This is a genomic window from Blautia sp. DFI.3.45 (assembly GCF_020593505.1).
Taxonomy (GTDB): Bacteria; Bacillota; Clostridia; order Lachnospirales; family Lachnospiraceae; genus Blautia_A; species Blautia_A wexlerae.
Genome location: NZ_JAJDMI010000144.1, coordinates 1 through 706, shown reverse-complemented (window position 1 = coordinate 706; position 706 = coordinate 1). Strand labels below are relative to the sequence as shown.

The window sequence follows — 706 nt, the reverse complement described above, 5'->3', positions numbered from 1 at the left end:
CACCTGAAGTGCTTAACCTTGCCAGTAAGCGTAACTCGCCGGACCGTTCTACAAAAAGTACGCGGTCGCACATATAAAGTGCTTCCACAGCTTGTAGACACAGGGTTTCAGGTTCTCTTTCACTCCCCTCCCGGGGTCCTTTTCACCTTTCCTTCACAGTACTATGCGCTATCGGTCACTAAGTAGTATTTAGCCTTAGGGGGTGGTCCCCCTGATTTCCCACAAGGTTCCACGTGTCTCGTGGTACTCTGGATCCTGCTCAGTCTCATCAGCTTTCACGTACGGGGCTTTCACCCTCTCCGGCCGGCTTTCCCAAAACCGTTCTGTTAGCTTCAAAGAATCTTAAATGCAGTCCGTAACCCCGGAATGCACGCATTCCGGTTTAGGCTCCTCCGCGTTCGCTCGCCGCTACTTACGGAATCGAGTTTTCTTTCTTTTCCTCCGGGTACTTAGATGTTTCAGTTCCCCGGGTTCCCTTCCATACGTTATGGATTGGCGTATGGATACATGAGGTTTGCTCATGTGGGTTTCCCCATTCAGACATCTCCGGATCACGGGATATTTGCTCCTCCCCGAAGCTTATCGCAGCTTATCACGTCTTTCATCGGCTCTTAGTGCCAAGGCATCCGCCCTGTGCCCTTATTGCTTGACCTTTCGCTTCATCACCCTAGCGTAGGTGATGCGGTCGTTTGATTCTCATTGTTTT

At 51.0% G+C, this 706-nt stretch carries 1 rRNA gene; it reads right to left on the bottom strand.

What is annotated here, in order from left to right:
• Positions 1-652 (bottom strand): 23S ribosomal RNA (locus LJE09_RS17295); the annotation flags it as partial.
• Positions 653-706: the final 54 nt, after the last annotated feature.